The sequence below is a fragment of the Bacteroides acidifaciens genome (genome assembly GCF_903181435.1).
Taxonomy (GTDB): Bacteria; Bacteroidota; Bacteroidia; order Bacteroidales; family Bacteroidaceae; genus Bacteroides.
The window spans coordinates 60,968-75,915 of the sequence record NZ_CAEUHO010000004.1 but is presented as its reverse complement, the minus strand read 5'-3'; the positions used below and the strand labels follow the sequence as shown (position 1 = coordinate 75,915).

The following is a 14,948-nucleotide window of genomic DNA, read 5'->3' as shown; positions in this document are numbered from 1 at the left end:
CGCTCTTTTTATCGCCGGATATTAGCTACTGCTTTCTTCAGATTGGCTACGCCTTTCCATACATCCAACAGGTGCAGGACACGCTCATCTTCGGCTTTGCTGTTATTGATTGATAGCAGTTCCGCATAGATTTCCAATAGCTTCTTTAAGTCCTTGATTGGTTTTTCGGGAAGTTCGGCGAGTAGTGCGACAAGCAGTTTCTCCAATTCCCGGTTGTGCAGCGGACTGACGTTCATCATCTGTTGCTGTATCAGGTCGGTTAGTCTTTTCAGCGGTCCCCATCCTGTGTTTTGGTGCGAGCCTAGAATCCTGCCTATGCGTGAGCTGTCTATGCATCCTTGGTTGGCACGTTCTATCCATATTTCGGCAGCATAGGCACGGCTGGTCTTGTCGGCTACTAACATACAACTGGCTTCCAGAAGATAAGAAATCTCATGCCATGTGTGTCTGAACTGATGGAATGTCTCTATCGTAGTCCGGGTCACGTTGACCTCTCTTACTTCATTTAACATCGGGTCGTATATCGCTTGGCAGATGCACCATGCCAATAATGGCTCCGGCGTATTGGGTGCCAGCCATAACAGACGCGGTAAATCTTTTGATATTTCGTCGAAATACTCTCCCTGAGGATAATATATTTCTACCAGTAACGGATGTGGAGTGCGCGGGTGATACTCTGCTCTCTCGTTATATTTCCCTTTATTGATGATTCGAACGTTCTGTCCTTCCGGAAGATGAATGCTGATTGTAGAGGAAGTCCATTCTACCACTTTCTTAGTGTAATCTATATATGAATGAGATTCCAGATACGTTTTCCATGCGAAGTTTCCGGTCAGAAATTCACGCGGACTTTCGTTGTAGGGGAAGTCCTTAAATTCGGGATAGACCGTTTCCGGTGATTTGATAAGTCCTGCTGTCATCCACCATGCCGGATGCGTGAAGGGGGATTGGGGCGCAGACTCTTTCTCTCCGAACAGGAAGAGAAGCAGATTCCGGTATTCTCCTTCCAGTTCCTGAGTGATGGTGGAGAGTAGTTGAGCGGTGGTTTCATCCAGTACCGTACGCGACAGTGCTATTTGCATATCCTGACTATTAGGCTCAACATCTGCCTGTTGATATTGCTTCAATCTTTGTATGAGGATTGCCGGGTCGATAAACATGGGTATATGCGTAGGCGTGGAAAGCAACGGCAGGCGGGGTTTGTTGCTTTCAAGCATATCTAAGGTATGACATAGTAATTGCCTGTGTACGCGGTGCTCTATTTGTTTATTTCTTTTTTGGCGGATGGTAAGCGATTGTAAATTGCAGAATCCCCAATGTCCTCGTTGTACTTCATCTTTCTGCACCATTTTCTCGTGCAGGACTTTCAGCTCTTTCCCTTCTTCAGGGAAGCGTCTGGTTAGTAGCTTTGAATAGTCGACAAGGAAGGTTGCCATCATATCGTCCAATATACCGGTGCGGGAATTTCCACCGCTTAGAATTAGTTTATAGGCACGTTGAAAAATGGGCGTCCATTGGGGGACTTGCCCGGCTTCCAGTTGGTCGTCCCATTGTATCAGCGAACTGATAAATTGTTCGAAGTGATACACTTCGTTTACTTCCAACACTTGGCTGGCTAAAAATATCAGGTCTTCGGTAGAGGTGATTTCCGGTATCCGGTTCTCTTCGCTGATGATGGGTGGGACGGGCTCATAGGATTCACTGATAAAGGAAGCGTTGCTGGCTGTCGGGTTTGCCGGGGTGATGTCGGAGGAGCTGCCTTCCAGATAAGGTTTCAATTCTTGTTTGATGCTGGTCAACATAGTATCTACATAAACGGAAAGGGCTTCTTTCAATGTTGCCGATTCCGTGTCTCCGTAGGTCTGAACCAGTTTTACTATTTTACTTTGGATAGATTCTTCACGGCTCATTAGCCCTTGTGCGGCGGCGCAGCAGATGGCGTCGCGGTATTCTTTTCTTTCTTTCGCCAGCTTGTTGAGGATGGCCAGCGTATTTTGATGGACTGCCTTTACGTCCGAAGCAAACAGGACGGAAGTCTGGTTCAGAAATTCTTCTGTCGGGAATTGGGGGTGACTGCACAGGTTCTTCAGCAATTTGAGTATGATATTTGTCGGACGGCTGTGGGGGCACGACAGGACGGCAAATAGTTCGGGTTGTAACTCCAATTGTTCCTCTACGCTGGGGGCGAGTGCTTCGAACATGCCGGCAAACCAACTGCACAGGTTTTTATTCATGTTCCGGTTGACGGCAAGCAGGGATTCTTTCAGTACGCGCATACGGTTCAGCAGTCCATTTTCGATGAGGTATCTGTAGGGATAGTAGGGAGAACCGCCATTTCGGCTATCCATCCAGTTTTGTCCGCAGTCGTATTCAAAGAGGTACCAAATGTGCTCTTTCAGTGTAATTTCCCGTTTTCGCAATATGCTGGTGTTGTTGATATAGTTCACCAGATAGCCTGCTATGGTCTGCGGAGTGGGAGAGACTTTGAGGACTCCTTGCTCCAACCAGTCCATTAGTATCTCATAATCCATATTATAGAAGCCGCGGGAATCTTTTCCTTCACTTTCTTTGAAGAAGGTATTCAGCCAAGAAGGGATGTGCCACGAAATCAATTCATTCAGCCGTTCGACATTTATACTCCAATAGTATTTACTATATTCTTTCTGAGAATAGATGACAAGGGCAGTGAGGTTGAGGATACGATGTTGTTCGGGAGTGGCGCGTGTACCGTATGTGTTTGGCTTTAGCTGGACGAACTTATTATAATGTTCTTCCTGTTTGTTGAGGCAGGGGACAAGGCTTTTGCGTTCTTCCGGAGTCAGTCCTTGTAGAAAGGGGATGATGGCATCACCTTGTTGTTTTTCTACTATTTCGTTGAGGCGTTCTTCTATGGTCATAATCGTAGGGATTTTTAGAGGTTGTTCAGTGAGGTTATCACTTTCTTCAGGTTGCTGCTTGCCGTCCACTCCTGCAGGCGTTGGCGGAGTTGTCCGTCCGTAACTTTACTGTGGTTGTTGGACAACAGTTCGAGGTGGAGTTCGAGTAGCTGTTTGAGTCCGGTGACGGGTGCCGCCAGGAAACGCGCCCTGTCATGGCTGCAAAATGTCTCACTGCTGCTGAAACCTGGAAACTTACTTTTTATCCATTGCAAATCCCGTATGACGGGTAGTAACTTGCGCCGCTCCTTCATCGGGAGTTCCAATAATTTCTTGATAAAAGGAATCAATACCTTTTCTTCTTTCTCCGGAGTGTCTTTGTAAGCCTTGGACAGCTTCTCCAATTCGTGTTTTAATTCTTTCATTGTATTAATTTCTTTACTGCTAAAATATGTTTGCAAGCTCCCCGTTCTCCCTGATTACTGCTGAACCAGGTGCAGGTGCAACGTTCTTTCTCGTTCTCTCTGTCTAAAATGACGGTATGCCTTACTCCGCCGCTGCCTGCGACACGCGCTTCCACCCGGTTTCCGTCATTCGATATAATTTCGACTTTCTCTTCTTCCAGAAGTTTCTCAGCAGCTACCATTCGAGGATTGAGACTCATAATCCGTTCGGTCTTGAAAGGCAGACGACGATAAAAGAAGCTGTTTTCATCCAAATCGAATCCCAACAGTCCCATAGCCGCCAGTCGTACCGAAAGGGAATCTACTCTATCCAGGTCGATATGTTCCTCAATAGCAAAGAGGGTGGGGTTGAACTGTTGGTTGGCATAGCTGTACTTATCCATAGCTTCTATCCATCTTTCCGGTATATCTTCGAGCAGGGCATCCAAAGCCGCTCTTTCTCCGGAGAAACCGCGCCAGCATTCCCGCGAGAGAGAAAGGCTGAAACGAACCGGGCCGAAATAGAGTTGCCAGGTGGTCGATTGCATGGTGGGGTGGACAAAGACTCTCAACTCGTCGGCAAACGGGAGCAAAGGCTCGAGTAACCGCAAACGATGAAGCCCGCCGATACATACGGAATTCAGACTTTTCACCGGTGAAAAGGCGGGTTTTTGACCACGGACCACTAAATAATAGTCGCATTTTATGGTGCTTTTCGGGAGAGTCTGAAAGAGTTGTAAAGTCTGTATGCGATTGAAGGAATAGAGCCGTTCGGCTGCTGACTGATAGATTTGTACCGTAGTCAGTCCCTTTATCCATTTTACGGGGAGAGGGACTTTGCGTTCTATCACTTTCTCACCTTTATTATAGAGCCCCACTTCTTTAGGTCCTACGGACATCACGACTTTCTCTTGCCTGCCGATACTGCCTAAGGCAGAAATCATCCCTGTATTGAAGTCTACATTGGTGGTTCCGTTTTCCAGAAATTCCCCGTCGTGTCCGTCGGGGAGCACATCAACTCTGGCATATACGCCTGCGCAGTTGGAAAAGCCTTCAAAACGCAGACGGTCGTTGCCTGCCGTCACAATCGGGTCTTTCAGCATCGAAAGCTGTGCCGGTGCCAGGTTGAAACTAGACTGTACAACGTTGGACAAAGCGATGAGGCAACGTGCTGTCATATAAGGTTGTGTCAACTTCCCCCAAAAGAAACAGGGGGCGTCTTTCTTCTCAATTTCGCTGTATTTGGCAAGGAATAATTCGTCCTGGTCGGCAGTGCGTTGCAATGCGGAAGGAGCGGCATATTGATAAGAGATTGTATCAGCCATAAATAAAGAGAATAAGTGTTTGATTGTATATTGCCCAAATATAGAAATTTATTTTTTGTAAGAAAAGAGGTTCTGGGAGAATTATATCGTTTTTGAGAAGTATAGCCTGTAACATATAAGAGAATGAATGGTTTATCTTTTTGTATAACTGGTTTTTAAAAATTATTTTTTATAATCTAACACGATTCTTTATACATGAAGCAATTATTCTTTATAACTATTATTAAAACCTATCTACCATATTACAATAAAGTAATACTTTTGCTCTCGTTAATGTTTTGGCGACATAATCTAAATAAGTCTTATAAATCTTTAGAATATAAAAGAAACAGCTGTTTGTGAAAATCGCTAATATTGTTTGTTTTGTTTGTGTTATCCCATTTTGAGTCAGGTGTGACATCAAAATGGGATTTTCTTATTATAAAATACTCCAACTACCACCCGAAATCTATCTAAAATGACCTAAAAACTATCTACTGATAGATTTTCCCCTAAACAATGTTTGTTCTTGACCTATCACTTCTGTTGAATTCCCGTAAACTTGCACCATCAAAATTATTACGGCGAGTATTCACATATTAAAAGTAACGCATATGAAAAGTTTAAGCTTCAAAAAAGACCTGGTGGGAGTACAGGACGAATTACTCCGTTTCGCATACAAACTGACGACCGATCGTGAAGAAGCAAACGATTTGTTACAGGAAACTTCATTAAAGGCATTGGATAACGAAGATAAATATACCCCTGACACAAATTTCAAAGGATGGATGTATACGATAATGCGGAACATCTTTATTAATAATTATCGCAAGGTTGTACGCGATCAGACATTTGTTGATCAGACCGATAATCTTTATCATATCAACCTGCCGCAGGATTCCGCATATGAGAGTACAGAAAGAGCTTATGACTTAAAGGAGATGCGCCGCGTAGTCAACGCTTTGCCTAAAGAATATAGGGTGCCGTTTGCTATGCATGTAGCCGGATTCAAATATCGTGAGATTGCAGATAAACTGAATCTTCCATTGGGTACAGTAAAGAGCCGTATTTTCTTTACTCGCCAGAAATTACAGGAAGAGTTGAAAGACTTCCGCTAAACTTTAACTATAGTTTTTCAGTCGATATTAATAGGTATTAGGGTAAAAAAGAATTGAATGGGATTGCATGGAAAAACTCCTGTAAGCTGAATACTTATGGGAGTTTTTCTATGTAATCTTATCTTTTGCCCTATCGATTTGAGGTCAACAATAGATTAACAGTGATGTGTTTCGAGGTAATTTTCACCAATTTAGGGTCAGTTGTAATTCTTGGGGGATTTGGTTCAGGACACAGCCATGTCCCTAAAAATCGGTTCATTCCTGTGCGGAAATGAACCAAATCTCCAATTATCAGTATCCAAACTAACTAAAAACTCTCTTACTGATTTTTTATGTTATAATCCGGTTTCAGCGTTTTAGTTTTATTCGCAAACGCCTTGGCAAAAGGGGATAGCGGCTGAAGGCGAAAAAACACACCCCCTGCGAGAATAGGTTGTAGCAAGGGAGAAATGCTTTCAGCGCATTCAGCTTTTTCAGACTTGACAGTAGAGCTATATATTCATCGTGGTAGGTATATATACTCACCGTACTGAATCTATATGCCCACCACGCGGGGTATATAGATCCATCACCCGGATAAAAGTGGGTGGCACGTGGTTAAGTTATACACTTTTGCATTCAGGGGTGACTTCAGCCAAAAGAACCGATGAAAAGGGACTTTTTTGAAGAACTGAAAGCTGAAGGCGGTTTTTTACTTTTTATATTTGGTAGGAGATTTAGCAGTAACAAGTAGGAGAATTGACAGCAACAAGTACTACACTCAATGAAATGATATAGGAGACTTGAGTAAGTCAAGTACATGGCTCGGCTTACTTCAGTACTGCTTTGATTTATCCCCGCACCGGAATGAATCTTTTTTTAAGGATGTGATTGCCCAGAATCAAATCCCCCAAGTTTTCAGACTGAGCCCCAATTTAGTTATATTTCAAGGATGGAATATCAAAACAAAAAACCTCATAAACTATCGTTTATGAGGTTTTTATTCGTGGACCAGCCTGGGCTTGAACCAGGGACCTCCAGATTATGAGTCGCAAATAATTGATTATCAATACTTTCCATTTGTTTTCTTGTTTTTTCTTAAGGCTTGGAAACCAAGCCCTAAGATAGTATTTCTTTTTCAAGTAATATCTCCTCTTTTCCTCCATTTTCCTAAGATGCGTGCAATTTGTATGCAATTACGTGATTATATTATATAGTATGATTAAAGAACCAATTATTAAGACTGTGAATAAAATATTTCTTGGATTCCTACAAAAGCTCCCTAATTTCTCATTTTGTGGGATACTTAATATAAATATGATACAACAAAATAAAATCAATAGTAAACCTAAACCGATTAGATTAGTCACTAAAACTTTTATATTGCTATCTTTATTTTCAGAAAAGATATTCACGCATCCAAATAAAAAAGTTATAGCTGCCGTAAAAGCACCTACAATTTCAATATTTTTTCTTTTTAAAGAAGATATTTCTTCTTTTAAAACCTCTATATCTTTTTTTTCCTTGAAAAATTCAATTTCTTTTTTTAGTAATTGAAAATCAGCCTTGTATTGTATTACTTTTTCACGTATGGCCTGATAGTTAATAGGCTTATTAAATGATGACGGCATAAATAGAATTACATTATTAATTCTATATCTACACTCTCTATATGGTAGTTGAAATGGATAAAAGCTATTTTCTTCAGACCAACTCAATTTTTCTTCAAGCCTATGGATAAACTCTTCTAGAGAAGCAACCTCTTTTACTATTAATTCAGAATCCGTTTTCTTCTGTTTAATATCATGTCTTATGATACTAAATAGCTTATCTACAACTTTGTAGTGTGGAAAAAAGTTCTGCACTCCTGTTAGCTTTTGGATATTGTCAATTTCCGTGTATTTTTCGATTAGTTGGTAGTAAGTAAACTCTTTGTGTTTTAATAAATAAGAAAATCGACAATTATATAAATAGTTTTTAATGGTATTTATGGCAAAAATATTGAATTCTTTTTGATGAGAGTAACTTCGACTGTACCTTTCAAAATTTTCAATTAGATTATCTATTTGAGTTTCGCTTCCATGATTCTTGTATTTGTTCATCAGAAGAATCATCTCGAAAAATTTTGCTTTTCTTTTATTACAAGCATCTTGTAAAGAGAAAATTCTATCACATCGCATAGCTCCTTTTTCATCTTCTCCGTGTAAGAAAAGGAAGTCATCATTTAATGATTGTAACTCTTTAATGTCTATACTATTATCATCAATGGTATAAGATTTAAAATTTAAGACGTATTCTGATTTTCCTTTAAAATAAATGAGTTTTTTAAGCAAAAATGAACTTTTATTTAAAGCTATTCTAAAGATGTCTGCTATTTCATCTACATTTTTCTCTATTAACTTTTCTAAGTCAACTCTCATTAAGATGAGATTACGAATTGTTCGCTCATCATATGATAAAGAGTGGTCTATTTTACATAGGCGGAGGATAAATACGATTAAATATTCAAACAGTTCTATTGAAGAAGATTCTTCTTCATCTACAAAATAAGCATTTACAATATATTTATGATTTTCTCCATCTGTTTTTGTATTCATTAATAAAATGAAAGCACGATAATGAATTAGAACCTTAGTTAACTCGTTGTCTAAACATCTATATCGCCTATAAGTTTCTTGTTTAAGTGTGGATTCACTATCAATAGGTTGGTATTCTTTGGGTTGAGTAAGATTTTCAATGTCGTTTTGCATATCTTTGATTAGGTACTCACCTGAAAGAATAGACTTAGATACTTCAATAAAAAATTCTTTTTGAAAGGAATTTAAATTGCTATTGCAAAAAGCAAAACTCTCTTTCTCTTTGTCTTGACTCCAATCTTGATCTTCAATCCAATCCGTTGGGAAATAAGTATTATATGCAATAGCTAATTTTCCTATTTTACTTTGGGAATGTCCTGTCATATTGAAAAATATTGTTTGTCATTCCTTATTAGATTAGTTCTCATTTTTTCACTGCCCTTACCTAAGATTTCAGCGATTGCGATAGCAGTTTGCCAACTTTCCCATTTGTGAGATAAGTCTACTAACTTTGATGCACTATAAAGGATAATATTTTGATTTATATTACGCAGTGCATTAATAGAGCTATCTAAAAGAGTAATATCTTCTTTATTTAAATGCAAGAACTCTAAATTAATGTCAATATCAGTTCTTTTGATGTTTCGTCCTTCAAAATTGAAAAATATTAAGTGGTTGGTAATCTCATTATATATATCGCTTTCTACAGGACCATGTTGCATAGCATAGAAATTATCGAAAATATCCAATAAATCTCTTTTCGTATTATCTTGCTTTACTGCTGAAACAAAGAAAAGTAATTTTAGAACTTTTAATCTTGTGAATGATAAAAGTTCTGTGTCATCTGGTCTCATATTCGAATACCACTCTATTAATCGTATTAAAATGTATTCAAAACACTTTACTTTGTCAAGCATAATATTAATTAGTTTGATTACAAAGATATATATAATAATATAAATAACAATGTTGCTTCTCTTAAAGTTTATCTTTTCACCTATATAGTATGTTTAGATAATTATTTTGCTAGAAATCATTTTTCATCTTGAGAAAGGTCTTACTATCCTCTCCAAACACCAAGATAGTTCCAATTTTCAGGGAATCCCATATCTTTTAATGATAACAATTTACCGCCTTCTGCTATTAGTCCTTTCAGATTCTTATGAAAGTCATTATTAGGACTGATTATATCCAAAATGTATTTGATACAACATAGATATGCAAATAACTTGTTTCTTTTAGTCCTTGCAATAGTATCTCTATCCAAGAACAGACGGTCTGTATTGGTTGGAAGCAAGATATTTACAATAAAACGCCTGTTCCAAACTCTACTATGATGTGCGCAACAATTTCGTAAATTAGATAGTGCATGCATCCAGTTTTCCAATATATCAACCTTGTTTAAACCTAATAGTTTGGCTACAGTCTTTTTGTTATCATCTTTATTTAATAATTCATACAAACGGCTTAGAGTACCAAAAGAGATAACTTCCAAAGTCATCCATGCAGGTGGAGTATTAGGATTGGAATACTTACTTTTATAGTGTTTGATGAAATCCTCGTTGCTTCTGTCTATTTCGTGTGTTATGTCGTCTAAAAGAGTGTCGTAAGCAAAAATCTCCTCACCATTAACTATACGTTTATTGTCCTTAAACAAAGATTCATCTTCGTACCAATGGCTATTCTTGGTGTCTTCACTATATGTTTGAACGATTTTAGTCCGAAGAGCGACCTCTATTTTTTCGATTGCATTAAATATCAGAGAACGCAAACGCCTGTCGAAACAATATAAATCAATGATGTCTTTAAAATGAATGTCTGTTCGTAAAAAGCTGTGGTCAACTTCTGAATCCGTATTATTTTGAAAAGGATAAGTATATGCACGTAAACGATAGTAGCTGATGTTAGACAAATAGTCACCAGCTAAATTTTCATCATCTATGATTAAACCTCTTTTTTCAAGTTTTGCAACTTGTGTCTTAATTGATAAAGGCCTCTTTGTATAGGGTACTTTCTCTTCAAAATCCTCAATCATGCATATTTCTCAATGTATAGAAACTCGAAGACCTCCCCGGGTGCGCTGTTCAAATGGGAAGCGTGGGAGGTCATATTGAGTGCAAAAATAAGACTAATTTTTGGATTAACAAGCAGATAATCGGAAATAAATAGTCTGTTATATAATATTTTAACAATAAAAGTGAGCAAAAGTTTAATCAGTTAGTTAAAAACGGGATTGTATCTACATTATTATATACTTCAATTTGTATGCAGTTTTATTCTATTTTCTATGTTTATTTTGTGCTCGGAATCTTCAAACATAATTTGAAAATCAATGCGAACTCTTTAAAATAGAAGAATCGGATTCAATGGCTTTGAATGTTTAACTTTTATTATCTATTTATCGATAGCTGTATTTTGCCGACTTTTAGTGATACTTCTCAATAATGTTCTTGAAATGAGCGAAGCGTATAATTCTTATTTACAGACTAATATATATACTATGTTTTGCTATTATTGTTTTAAACCGTTTGAAACTAACGTCTAAACTACTCAAAACCAATATTTAAAAGGCTTCAAAACGTTTATATTTCCATTCAAATGAGGATATATAGACTATCGTAAGCAATTCCGCTTGCGGGTAATCACTAAAACCATGTATAATTTTTCAAAAGACGGTATCGTAGTCTCTACGGTACTTGATGCACGTACTGCCAACAAAGAAGGCAAATATCCTATTAAAATCAAGGTTTATTATCAAAGAAAGCCCAAGTATTATTCTATTGGTATCTGCATGACAAAAGAAGAATGGAACAAACTGCCGGATAGTAAATCTTCTGAAAGCAAGAAAATCAGACAAGCCATTGAAAGTAGTTTTTCTTTAGTCCGTATGAATGTTGAAGCTTTGGCAGAGAAAGGAACATTCTCTTTCAATACGCTCAATTTACGTTTGGGAAAAGCTACCGGTGATACTCTGAACAGTGCCATACGAGCTAAGATTGAGGAACTGAAAAACGAAGAAAGAATCGGGACAATGCAGTTCTATCAAACTACATTGGTAATGGTTGAGGAAGTCGGCGGCAAAGATATTCCATTTAGTGCCGTTACGGTTGAATGGTTACAAAAATGCGAAAGACTTTGGTCGAAAACGAGAAGTATTTCTACAATCGGTATGCACATGAGAAATATTCGTACTTTGATGAATGAAGCCAAGAGAGCCGGCGTTATCAAAGAATCGCAATACCCATTCGGAAAAGGTCTGTTCGAGATAAAGACCGGTATCGGAAGAAAGAAAGGATTGACAAAGAAACAGTTGAAGGCCATTTTCGATTATAAGAGTGAAAATGAAACCACTAACAGATATAAAGACCTCTGGATATTCATTTACTTGTGCAACGGTATCAATCCGACAGACATGCTGAAATTGAAGTTCTCGGATATTGTGGACGGTGAAATATGTTTTGTGAGACAGAAAACAGAGCGCACGACAAAGAATAGGAAAGAGATACGTGCGGTTGTTTCTTCCCAATTACAGACAATAATTGACAAGTGGGGAAACAAACCGTTACCCGATAATTACATATTTCCTTATATGAAAGGGCATGAAACGGCTATAGAGCGTAAAGCGATTGTACGCGATGTTGTCAAGCGAATCAACAAACGTATGAAGTTGATAGGTGAAGAATTGGGTATCGGCAATATCACCACATACACCGCAAGACATTCATACGCTACCGTATTGAAACGAAGCGGAGCCAATATCTCTTATATAAGTGAATCCTTAGGACATACCGACCTGAGGACTACGGAAGCATATCTGGCGAGTTTCGAGAAAGAGGAGCGTGCTAAGAACACTAACCTTTTGACCTCGTTTTTGTAGCCTATATAGCCTATATGGGGCTCTTCTTACTTTCCTGCCCGGTAATTCTATTCATTAGGGAATCGGGCTTTCTTTATGCAAAATTACCGGTGCGAGAGCTTAATTCAGGTTAAGAATATAGTTAAAATACCTTTTTCTTTTATATTCCGACAAAAAAGAGGATATATGTAATGTCCGATGATTCATGTATTCGGAGTATTACTAAATTTAAAAATAAATAAAGTTATGGCACGAAAGAAAAAAGTAGAAGAAGAACAACCGGTGACTGCCGAAGTTGTAGAGACTAAAAAGAAATCTTCAAAGAAAGCACCAAAGACTAAAATGTCTGCTCAAAAAGAAAGCATACAGGAAACCGGTGTTCAAGAGCCGATTGTCAAAGAAGAAAATACGAAAGATTCTTTTAAAGACAAAGATTATACAATCGATGAGCTTATAGATATGTTAGGGCCGGATATTGATTGTGAGGATGATACAGAGTTTTCATTAACGGAAGATACTTCTTCACAAGAACAGAAATACACAATGGAGGATATGCTTGCTGTATTGGACGAGTCAATCGATAATGACGATGAAGAATGTGTTTCAGATGAAATACTTGATAAATTCGACAAGGCACTCGAAGAAAAAGGTTTGGGCGATGATTATTTTCAGAAGAAAGAAGAACGGCTTAAAGGAATGGAGCTGGAACATGAACTTCACGAATTCGCCATTGATGAAATGCTGAATGAATAAGAATATCTAATTTTGTAACCTGCAACAGTCTCTTTATGAGATGTAACTTTGTGATGTGCCTTATTTTTTCTAATTTTGCATCGTCATGGCAACATGGCGGACATATTAGAAATTTAAGGTACACGAAAGTGTTTAACTGATTCTCCGGAATAAAGTCTGGTAAACTATTAACGAACGGGAATAAGTTAGCATCTCTCGCGTCATATCCATATATGGCGTGGGGAGACTGTTGCTTGTTTTAGTTCAAGGGTTTTACCAGAGCCTATTCCGTAAAATAAGTTAGCAGCCCTCACGCTTTCGCATTTTATAAACTTCTTCTGTGTGGGCGGGGAGAATGGAATAAATACTGGTAATTATGAAGAAAAATTATTGTTTCGTTTTAAGTTTGTTCCTGTTTGGAACAATGCTGTCAAGTTGCGAAAAAAGTGGGAACTATCAGGAATTTGACCGTAATGAAATTTACAAGCATCTTTCCTCTGTAAATGTTCGCGATGCAAAGATGATTTATACGAAAGAAGGTACTAATACTCGTTCTGGGGAGTCTGGAACTTTTGGTGGAGTGTGGAAAATTGACCAAAATGGCAATGAATCCAAATTAATAATCACAGGTTCTGACGGCAAAACAAATGTTTTGAATATCTATGAAATCAACAAATTATCAGACAATGTATTATTGATGTTTCCTGATTGGTATGATACAAATAGGATAATGCAAGAATGGTATAACTCACATAGTGACGACCCAACACACATAGCTATCCCAAGTGAGCCGCATGGCGCAGCAACAGAATACGCAATGCTTTTGAATAAAGAAACTGAGAAATTATATCGTTTTCCAGAAAACCTATCAACACCTGGTAAGAACGATAATATCTTCACTGACAAACAAGGTAATATCTATTACAAAGGCTATCTGAAAGGTGAGCAGGTATTAAAGTTGTCGCCTGAAACAATGACTATTGAGGGTTTGTTGCCAGATGATATACGTTTTGATAATTTTTCGGTAACAGGTGATGGTTTCATTGTGTATTGGCAAGGATTTGAGCAACAACAGAATTGTCGTGTGAAGTGCCCCGGTGGTAGAATTTATCCGATTTCAGATATTTATACATTTGTTTTCAACGGTGATTTATATTCAGTTCGTGACAAAGAGATTATCAAGTATGAAACTATCGGTAATAATGATTTAGAAGAAAAAACAATATGTACCATACCTGATGAACAATTCAATGGGTATTGGCGATTTGTACCTAATCATGTACGCAAAACAATGGTGCTGAATGAACATTATGAGTTTGACGGAGAAAAATGTACAAAACTTGATAAGCAAATTAATATTGGAGGTATTCGCACAAATAAAGCATGGTACAACCATAGCAATACAACTTTCTCAAAAGTAGCAATGAAAGATTATCAAGAATCTCAGTTTCAAATCTTGGACTATGAAATACAAAGTCTTTCGGCGAGTTCGGAAAGTCCGAATATCGCATTTACAGGTTTTAGATATTCGGACGGTGTAAATGTCGTAGGAACTATCACAGAAACAGATGAAGTTATTATCGATAATGTTGCAGAAAACGGGAACAGAATCATCAATCTTATTTCGTTGAACTAATATCAACTCAAAAGAATATCCTCTTGTTGTGTTTATGCAGCAAGAGGATTTTTTTATGCCTTAAAATCTGAACTATCGGAAAAACGAGAGTTCTATATGTGCTATGTTTCTCTAAATCAAGCAATATTTACGTTTCTTATTTAGCTCCATACAATCTGAGCTTACTATATACCCATATCCCAAATAAGGCTGTTTTCGTCTCCTGTATCGAGCTTTTCTCTTGCCTCTAATACTCGGTATAAAGAAGCACGAGCATATCTCGAATATGAAAGAATAAATAAAAGTAGAAAAATATTACATAGTGAATAAAGTGAGTAAAGTGAACTATATTTTATAAAAAGTATAAAGTTTTATATCGTTATATGGTCTATAAAATAAGAATATGCTCTATTATAAAAATATAGTTCACTTTACTCACTTTATTCACT

General features: G+C 37.8%; 10 protein-coding genes. 4 read left to right on the top strand and 6 right to left on the bottom strand.

Going from position 1 to position 14,948, the window contains the following annotated elements:
• Nucleotides 1–8 precede the first annotated feature (8 nt).
• From CLIN57ABFB40_RS12505 to CLIN57ABFB40_RS12495, 3 genes are read right to left on the bottom strand one after another with little or no spacing between them, the layout of a single operon-like run.
• Nucleotides 9–2,897, bottom strand: coding sequence for a DUF6493 family protein (locus tag CLIN57ABFB40_RS12505; RefSeq protein WP_175630424.1), 2,889 nt, complete (start codon nt 2,895–2,897; stop codon nt 9–11).
• A 14-nt stretch (nt 2,898–2,911) separates the two neighbouring features.
• On the bottom strand, nt 2,912–3,301 hold the full coding sequence (locus CLIN57ABFB40_RS20290) for a DUF6493 family protein (RefSeq protein ID WP_254871765.1): 390 nt from the start codon (nt 3,299–3,301) through the stop codon (nt 2,912–2,914).
• A complete protein-coding gene (locus CLIN57ABFB40_RS12495; RefSeq protein ID WP_175630423.1) occupies nt 3,298–4,644 on the bottom strand; it encodes an SWIM zinc finger family protein in 1,347 nt (448 codons plus the stop codon). The genes CLIN57ABFB40_RS20290 and CLIN57ABFB40_RS12495 overlap by 4 nt, the downstream gene beginning before the upstream one ends.
• A 593-nt stretch (nt 4,645–5,237) precedes the next feature.
• On the opposite strand from CLIN57ABFB40_RS12495, the gene CLIN57ABFB40_RS12490 reads away from it, so the two are divergent.
• Nucleotides 5,238–5,741 carry an RNA polymerase sigma factor gene (locus CLIN57ABFB40_RS12490; RefSeq protein WP_175630422.1) on the top strand — a complete coding sequence of 168 codons (504 nt, stop codon included), beginning with the start codon at nt 5,238–5,240 and terminating at the stop codon, nt 5,739–5,741.
• A 1,175-nt stretch (nt 5,742–6,916) separates the two neighbouring features.
• On the opposite strand, the gene CLIN57ABFB40_RS12485 is transcribed toward CLIN57ABFB40_RS12490, so the two are convergent.
• The 3 genes from CLIN57ABFB40_RS12485 to CLIN57ABFB40_RS12475 form a co-directional block, all read right to left on the bottom strand.
• A complete protein-coding gene (locus tag CLIN57ABFB40_RS12485; RefSeq protein WP_175630421.1) occupies nt 6,917–8,680 on the bottom strand; it encodes a hypothetical protein in 1,764 nt (587 codons plus the stop codon).
• Entirely contained in the window at nt 8,677–9,150 is a 474-nt protein-coding gene (locus CLIN57ABFB40_RS12480) for a Panacea domain-containing protein (protein WP_175630420.1), read from the bottom strand. The genes CLIN57ABFB40_RS12485 and CLIN57ABFB40_RS12480 overlap by 4 nt, the downstream gene beginning before the upstream one ends.
• Before the next feature lie 206 nt (nt 9,151–9,356).
• On the bottom strand, nt 9,357–10,331 hold the full coding sequence (locus tag CLIN57ABFB40_RS12475; protein WP_175630419.1) for an Abi family protein: 975 nt from the start codon (nt 10,329–10,331) through the stop codon (nt 9,357–9,359).
• 618 nt (nt 10,332–10,949) lie between these two features.
• On the opposite strand from CLIN57ABFB40_RS12475, the gene CLIN57ABFB40_RS12470 reads away from it, so the two are divergent.
• The 3 genes from CLIN57ABFB40_RS12470 to CLIN57ABFB40_RS12460 all read left to right on the top strand — a co-directional run bounded on the left by CLIN57ABFB40_RS12470 (nt 10,950) and on the right by CLIN57ABFB40_RS12460 (nt 14,520).
• A complete protein-coding gene (locus tag CLIN57ABFB40_RS12470; RefSeq protein ID WP_149882669.1) occupies nt 10,950–12,173 on the top strand; it encodes a site-specific integrase in 1,224 nt (407 codons plus the stop codon).
• A 225-nt stretch (nt 12,174–12,398) separates the two neighbouring features.
• Nucleotides 12,399–12,905: a hypothetical protein gene (locus tag CLIN57ABFB40_RS12465; protein ID WP_175630418.1), complete on the top strand. Its 507-nt coding sequence runs from the start codon at nt 12,399–12,401 to the stop codon at nt 12,903–12,905.
• A gap of 355 nt (nt 12,906–13,260) precedes the next feature.
• Entirely contained in the window at nt 13,261–14,520 is a 1,260-nt protein-coding gene (locus CLIN57ABFB40_RS12460; RefSeq protein WP_175630417.1) for a hypothetical protein, read from the top strand.
• Nucleotides 14,521–14,948: the final 428 nt, after the last annotated feature.

What these genes read in the sequence shown, in the direction of transcription:
- CLIN57ABFB40_RS12505 (WP_175630424.1), bottom strand. Translation starts at nt 2,897, where the DNA reads ATGACCATAGAAGAACGCCTCAACGAAATAGTAGAAAAACAACAAGGT.
- CLIN57ABFB40_RS20290 (WP_254871765.1), bottom strand. Translation starts at nt 3,301, where the DNA reads ATGAAAGAATTAAAACACGAATTGGAGAAGCTGTCCAAGGCTTACAAA.
- CLIN57ABFB40_RS12495 (WP_175630423.1), bottom strand. Translation starts at nt 4,644, where the DNA reads ATGGCTGATACAATCTCTTATCAATATGCCGCTCCTTCCGCATTGCAA.
- CLIN57ABFB40_RS12490 (WP_175630422.1), top strand. Translation starts at nt 5,238, where the DNA reads ATGAAAAGTTTAAGCTTCAAAAAAGACCTGGTGGGAGTACAGGACGAA.
- CLIN57ABFB40_RS12485 (WP_175630421.1), bottom strand. Translation starts at nt 8,680, where the DNA reads ATGACAGGACATTCCCAAAGTAAAATAGGAAAATTAGCTATTGCATAT.
- CLIN57ABFB40_RS12480 (WP_175630420.1), bottom strand. Translation starts at nt 9,150, where the DNA reads ATGAGACCAGATGACACAGAACTTTTATCATTCACAAGATTAAAAGTT.
- CLIN57ABFB40_RS12475 (WP_175630419.1), bottom strand. Translation starts at nt 10,331, where the DNA reads ATGATTGAGGATTTTGAAGAGAAAGTACCCTATACAAAGAGGCCTTTA.
- CLIN57ABFB40_RS12470 (WP_149882669.1), top strand. Translation starts at nt 10,950, where the DNA reads ATGTATAATTTTTCAAAAGACGGTATCGTAGTCTCTACGGTACTTGAT.
- CLIN57ABFB40_RS12465 (WP_175630418.1), top strand. Translation starts at nt 12,399, where the DNA reads ATGGCACGAAAGAAAAAAGTAGAAGAAGAACAACCGGTGACTGCCGAA.
- CLIN57ABFB40_RS12460 (WP_175630417.1), top strand. Translation starts at nt 13,261, where the DNA reads ATGAAGAAAAATTATTGTTTCGTTTTAAGTTTGTTCCTGTTTGGAACA.